Annotated in this window: 1 protein-coding gene and 1 tRNA gene; one reads left to right on the top strand and one right to left on the bottom strand. The window is 39.6% G+C overall.

Translation table 11 applies throughout. The features are described from left to right. Window positions 1-1,265 (bottom strand): ATP-dependent DNA helicase (locus AC1DND_RS27205; protein WP_477585890.1); only part of this gene is annotated, 1,265 nt, incomplete at its 3' end. A 226-nt stretch (window positions 1,266-1,491) separates the two neighbouring features. Between AC1DND_RS27205 and AC1DND_RS27210 the strand changes: the two genes are divergently transcribed. Beyond that, window positions 1,492-1,565: transfer RNA gene (locus AC1DND_RS27210), tRNA-Ile, on the top strand. The last annotated feature ends 183 nt before the right edge of the window (window positions 1,566-1,748 follow it).

Here is a 1,748-nt window from a genome sequence, read left to right on the forward strand (position 1 = left end):
CTTCTGCAGCGACTGAGTGCTACATAAGCCTGTCCGTGGGTAAATGCGGTGCTTACATCAACTCTTCTGCAGCGACTGAGTGCTACATAAGCCTGTCCGTGGGTAAATGCGGTGCTTACATCAACTATCGCCTGATCGAAGGTTAATCCCTGGCTTTTATGTACAGTGATGGCCCATGCCAGTTTAAACGGGTATTGCGAGAATGATCCGGTACTGGTTTCGTCGATTTTATTTTCTTCGTCACTCAGGCTATATTTAACATTTTGCCAGATTTCTTTTTCTACTTCGATTTCCCTGCCACCGTTGGTAAAGGTTACTTTTACCGAATCTTGACTAATAGCAGTTATTTTTGCCGCTTTTCCATTGTAAAACTGCTTTTTGCCCGAAGAATCATTTTTAATAAAGATAACCTGCGCCCCCAGTTTTAACTGGAGTTTTTCATCGGTAGGGTAGGCATCTTTAGGGAAATCGCCACTTACCTCCGCATTAAATTCGAAAATTTCTCCTGGTAATTTTTCTAAACAGCCCTGGTTGATTTCGTTAACCAGCTGGTTGTGTGTGGTTAAAGTAATGTAATCATCTTTCCATTCCTGATCTAAAGATGGATCGTAACGCTCATTCAGTTTCGCTAGCAAGCCAGCATCAAGACTGTTTTCGCGCATGCCGTTCAAAATATCCAGAAATATGGGGTCTGATTGGCGGTAAACTTTATCTAAAGTAAACGTAAGCATTGGCGTAGACCTGAAAATCAGACTATCGAAAAAGTATGGGCTGGAATAGTAACTGCCCAGGATATGCCAGGCATCGTGAAAAATAGGAGAGAGCTGGTAAAGATCGCCGATCATTAACACCTGAACGCCACCAAAGGGACGGTTAGAGCCCTTAACACGTTTTAAAGTACGGTCGATAAAATCAATTAAATCAACCCTTACCATACTAATCTCATCAATAATCAATAAATCAAGGCAGCGTAATAACCTTGTTTTTTCGTCTGAGTATTTGAAATTCGTTTCAGCATTTTCATCAACAACAGGAACCAAAGGGCCAAAGGGAATCTGAAAAAAGGAGTGAAGCGTTACGCCACCAGCGTTTATTGCGGCTACAGCAGTGGGTGCAACAATGGCAAAATTCTTTTTAGTGGTATCTCTAATCTTGCGTAGCAGCGTAGTTTTGCCCGTTCCAGCTTTACCGGTTAAAAAAACAGGCTGGTTGGTAGTGGCTAAAAAATCTAAAAGAAGTTGGTTGTCCGGATCGGGCGTATTCATATCAATTACAAAATTAACCTATTCGAAATGGATTTGAGGATAGATTAATAGGCGTTTTATCCACAATTTCTAATTAGAAAAAGACGGTCCGTAAATGAAAAGTAAAATTAAGCACTTGAAAATGAGTTTATATTCTTTCTTTTTATGAAAAAATGCCGAAAACATTTTCGAAAATTCAATTCAAATTTGTAACATTGCACTCGCAAAAAAGGATAACCTTTTTTCCGGGCCTATAGCTCAGCTGGTTAGAGTAGAAGACTCATAATCTTTTGGTCCCTGGTTCGAGCCCAGGTGGGCCCACTGCTTTAAACCCCTTTAAGTATGACTTGAAGGGGTTTTTTGTTGCCTAAACTTTATTGAAATTATCTTTTTAATATTTGTCTGATTTTTTATAATATCGGATCAATACCAAAAGTTGTGGAGGACGGTAAAAACAAATAGCTTTGCATTTTACTATTTCACTTTATATGACTTCCCCTGCAG

The sequence above is a fragment of the Pedobacter sp. 01N416 genome (genome assembly GCF_056399685.1).